Source organism: Pseudomonas sp. GW821-FHT01D09, from assembly GCF_059422465.1.
Window position 1 is genome coordinate 1 of record NZ_JBWKWY010000067.1, and the last position, 4,237, is coordinate 4,237.

General features: G+C 63.2%; 2 protein-coding genes. Both read left to right on the top strand.

Going from position 1 to position 4,237, the window contains the following annotated elements; translation table 11 throughout:
- Positions 1 to 271 precede the first annotated feature (271 nt).
- Positions 272 to 1,609: a carbohydrate porin gene (locus tag AC07W7_RS27070; RefSeq protein WP_495040456.1), complete on the top strand. Its 1,338-nt coding sequence runs from the start codon at positions 272 to 274 to the stop codon at positions 1,607 to 1,609.
- A 100-nt stretch (positions 1,610 to 1,709) separates the two neighbouring features.
- Positions 1,710 to 4,121: a glucose/quinate/shikimate family membrane-bound PQQ-dependent dehydrogenase gene (locus AC07W7_RS27075; protein WP_495040457.1), complete on the top strand. Its 2,412-nt coding sequence runs from the start codon at positions 1,710 to 1,712 to the stop codon at positions 4,119 to 4,121.
- Positions 4,122 to 4,237: the final 116 nt, after the last annotated feature.

Genomic DNA, 4,237 nt, shown 5'->3' on the forward strand with positions numbered 1-4,237 from the left:
AGCGGTGGGTCAGTCACTGAAAATAGTGGCTGACCCACCGCTATCGCAGGCAAGCCAGCTCCCACACTGGTTTTGCGGTGCTTGCACGCACTGTTACCAAATCCGAAAGAATCCATCTTGCGATTAGCCCTTTCTCTCCCCGAGCCGGCGCTTTATCCTTGTCCGTAACAAACTGAAACGTTTCATCTTTCAGCCAGACCTGACGCGCGTCCACCCCCCCGGCCGCCGTTTGCGTACCAAAAACCAAAACTATTAAGACCTGCCCTTGCCTATGCCTGCTTTCCCAACACTGCGCCAGTGCGCTGCGCTGCTGCCTTTGTGCCTGATCCCCTGTGCCCAGGCCGCGCCGGCCTTTGACCGTGAGTCGCCGTGGATGCTGGGTGATTTCGGCGGTTCCCGGACAGCGCTGTCTGAACAAGGTTACGACTTCAAGATCGACTACACCGGCGAGATGGGCAGCAACCTGCACGGCGGCTCGGACCATGACCGCACGGCGCGCTACAGCGACCAATGGGCCTTCGGCAGTCACCTGGACCTGCAGAAGATCCTTGGCTGGCACAACGCCGAGTTCCAACTGACGATCACCGAGCGCAGTGGCAATAACATCACTAACGATCGCATCAACGACCCACGGGTCGGCGGTTTTACTTCGTCCCAGGAAGTCTGGGGCCGGGGCCAGACCTGGCGCCTGACGCAGATGTGGTATCAGCAGCAATTCTTCGACCAGAAGCTCGACATCAAGGCCGGGCGCTTTGGCGAAGGCGAAGACTTCAACAGCTTCCCCTGCGACTTCCAGAACCTGGCGTTCTGCGGCTCCCAGGTGGGCAACTGGGTCGGTGGCATCTGGTACAACTGGCCGGTGAGCCAATGGGCGCTGCGGGTCAAATACCACCTGACGCCCGAGTTGTACGCGCAAATCGGCGCCTATGAGCAGAACCCGTCCAACCTCGATCGCGGCAATGGCTTCAAGCTCAGCGGCCGCGGCACCCAGGGCGCCCTGCTGCCGGTGGAGCTGGTGTGGACGCCAAAGGTCCACGGCCTGCCGGGCGAATACCGCGCCGGTTACTACTACAGCAGCGCCAAGGCCAGCGACGTGTACAAGGATCGCAACGACCAGCCCGCCGCCGTCAGTGGCGAGGCCTATCGCAGCGCCTCCAGCAAGCACGGCGTATGGCTGGGCGTGCAGCAGCAGGTCACCAGCCTGGCCACTGACCACTCCCGTGGCTTGAGTGTGTTCGCCAACGCGACGATGCACGATAAGAAAACCAACGCTGTGGATAACTATGTGCAGGCCGGGGTGGTCTACAAAGGCCCCTTCGATGCCCGCGCCCGGGACGATATCGGCTTTGCCGTGGCCCGCGTGCACGTCAACCCGGCCTATCGCAAGAACGCCCAGGCCAGCAACCAGGCCCGTGCGGTCTACGATTTTGACGACGCCGCCTACCTGCCGGTGCAAGACACCGAATACAGCGCCGAGCTCTATTACGGCGTGCATGTCAGCAACTGGCTGACGGTGCGCCCGAACCTGCAATACATCCGTCATCCGGGGGCCGTCGCCCAGGTGGATGACGCGCTGGTCGGCGGGATCAAGCTGCAAGCGTCCTTCTGAATATGAATAAACGCAATGAGACCTGAACCAAGCCTGCGCACAAACGTCATCTACAGTGAACAAGCGCGGGACTACCTTAAACGTCACGGAGAATCACACTATGAGCACTGATGGTGCTTCAAGTCCAAGCCGCCTGCTGCCCAGGTTGCTGGGGATCTTGCTGCTGATCATGGGCCTGGCCTTGTTGGCCGGGGGCATCAAGCTGAGCATGCTCGGCGGGTCGCTGTACTACCTGCTGGCGGGTATTGGCCTCACCTTGACCGGCATCCTGCTGCTGGCCACGCGCCGCGCGGCGCTGGGCTTGTACGCGGTGGTGCTGTTCGCCAGCACGGTGTGGGCCCTGTGGGAAGTCGGCCTGGACTGGTGGCAGTTGGTGCCGCGCCTGGCCCTGCTGTTCGGCCTGGGCATTGTCATGCTGCTGCCGTGGTTCCGCCGCCCCCTGCTGCGTGGCCAACCGGCCCCGCTGGGCACCGGCGCACTGAGCGTGGCCGTGGTGCTGGCCGGCGCCACCGCCGTGGCCAGCCAGTTCACCAACCCCGGTGAAATCAAAGGCCAACTGGACCGCGACGCGGTGCCGGGCATGACCAACGCCGCCCCGGCCCAGGCCGATGGCGACTGGAATTCCTATGGCCGCTCGGCCTTCGGTGACCGTTACTCGCCGCTGGCGCAGATCACCCCTGAGAACGCGCACAAGCTGGTGCCGGCCTGGACCTATCGCACCGGCGACCTGCCTGGCCCGGGCGATCCCGGTGAAACCACCGCGGAAAACACCCCGCTGAAAGTCAACGGCATGCTCTACGTGTGTACGCCGCACAGCCAGGTGATCGCCCTTGACCCGGACACCGGCAAGGAAATCTGGCGTTTCGACCCCAAGCTCTCGACGCAAAAAGCCGCGAACTTCAAGGGTTGGGCGCACATGACCTGCCGTGGCGTGACCTATCACGATGACGCCGCCTACGCCGCCACCGCGCAAAGCCCGGCCACTGGTGCCGCTGCGCCAGCGGCCAATGCCTGCCCGCGTCGCATCTTCCTGCCGACTGCCGACACCCGCCTGATCGCCCTGAACGCCGACACCGGCAAGATGTGCGAAGACTTCGGCGACAAAGGCCAGGTCGACCTGGGTGCCAATATCGGCACCTTCGCCCCCGGTGGCTACTACTCCACCTCGCCGCCGGCCGTGACCCAGAACCTGGTGGTGATTGGCGGTCACGTCACCGATAACGTCTCCACCGACGAGCCCAGCGGCGTGATCCGCGCGTTCGACGTGCACACCGGCAAGCTGGTGTGGAACTGGGACAGCGGCAACCCGGACGACACCACGCCGATTGCCGAAGGCAAGACCTACACCCGCAACTCGCCCAACATGTGGTCGATGTTCGCCGTCGATGAAAAACTCGGCATGCTCTACCTGCCCATGGGCAACCAGACCCCGGACCAGTTCGGTGGCTACCGCACCCCGGCTTCCGAGCTGCATGCTGCCGGCCTGACGGCCCTGGATATCAACACCGGTAAAGTGCGCTGGCACTACCAGTTCACCCACCATGACCTGTGGGACATGGACGTGGGCGGCCAGCCAAGCCTGATCGACATCAAGACCGCCGCCGGCGTGAAGCAAGCCGTGATGACCTCGACCAAGCAAGGCAGCATCTATGTGCTGGACCGTGCAACGGGCGAGCCGGTGGTGCCGATCAACGAAATCCCGGTGCCGCAAGGCGCTGTGGCCGGTGATCACACCTCGCCGACCCAACCCAAGTCCGACCTCAACTTCATGCCACCGCCCCTCAAGGAGCGTGACATGTGGGGCGTGACCCCGTTCGACCAACTGCTGTGCCGGATCGACTTCAAGTCCCTGCGCTACGATGGCCCGTTCACCCCGCCATCGCTGCAAGGCTCGATCGTCTACCCGGGTAATTTCGGCGTGTTCGACTGGGGCGGCATTTCGGTTGACCCGGTGCGCCAGATCGCCTTCGTCAACCCAAGCTACATGGCGTTCAAGTCGACCATGATCCCGGCAGAAAAAATTGCCGCCATGGGCCCGCGGGTCAGCGAGACCGAAGGCGTGCAACCGAACAAAGGCACGCCGTATGGCGTGGTCCTGGAAGCGATGCTCTCGCCCATGGGCCTGCCGTGCCAGGCGCCGGCCTGGGGTTATGTGGCCGCTGTGGACTTGACCAACAACAAGACCATCTGGATGCACAAGAACGGCACCGTGCGTGACAGCTCGCCAGTACCGATCCCCCTGAGCATGGGCGTGCCCAGCCTGGGCGGGACCTTCACCACGGCCGGTGGCGTGTCCTTCCTCAGCGGCACCCTCGACCAGTACCTGCGTGCCTATGACGTGAAAAACGGCAAGCAACTGTGGGAAGGCCGCCTGCCTGCAGGCGCGCAAACCACCCCGATGACCTACACCGGCAAGGACGGCAAGCAGTACGTGCTGGTCGTGGCGGGCGGTCATGGTTCCCTGGGGACCAAGCAGGGTGACTATGTGATGGCGTTCAAGCTGGCGGATTAAGCGACAGCTGCAACAAAAAACCCCGGGATTCCGGGGTTTTTTATTTGAAATACCGTTCAAATGTGGGAGCTGGCTTGCCTGCGATAGCGGTGGGTCAGTGCAGCCTATGCCAACTG

Coding starts and splice junctions, on each gene's coding strand:
- AC07W7_RS27070 (WP_495040456.1), top strand. CDS start 272: ATGCCTGCTTTCCCAACACTGCGCCAGTGCGCTGCGCTGCTGCCTTTG.
- AC07W7_RS27075 (WP_495040457.1), top strand. CDS start 1,710: ATGAGCACTGATGGTGCTTCAAGTCCAAGCCGCCTGCTGCCCAGGTTG.